Below are 254 nucleotides of genomic sequence, written 5' to 3' on the forward strand. Positions count from 1 at the left end.
CTGCCGAACGGTGCCGCGCAGACCGCGCCTTCCTTGCGTTCCATCTGGCCGTGGCCCGGCAGGAACGGGGTCAGGTGCGATTTGACGCCGATCGGACCGACGCCCGGGCCGCCACCGCCGTGCGGGATGCAGAAGGTTTTGTGCAGGTTCAGGTGCGAAACGTCGCCGCCGAACTTGCCCGGTGCGCAGAGGCCGACCATGGCGTTCATGTTGGCGCCGTCGATGTACACCTGGCCGCCGTTGTCGTGAATGAT

Annotated in this window: 1 pseudogene; it reads right to left on the reverse strand. The window is 66.9% G+C overall.

Annotated features, from left to right (window positions below):
* Positions 1-254 (reverse strand): annotated as a pseudogene (locus AAEY83_RS16905) (hypothetical protein); the annotation flags it as partial.

The organism is Psychrobacter sp. TB20-MNA-CIBAN-0197, assembly GCF_040309765.1.
GTDB lineage: Bacteria > Pseudomonadota > Gammaproteobacteria > Pseudomonadales > Moraxellaceae > Psychrobacter > Psychrobacter submarinus.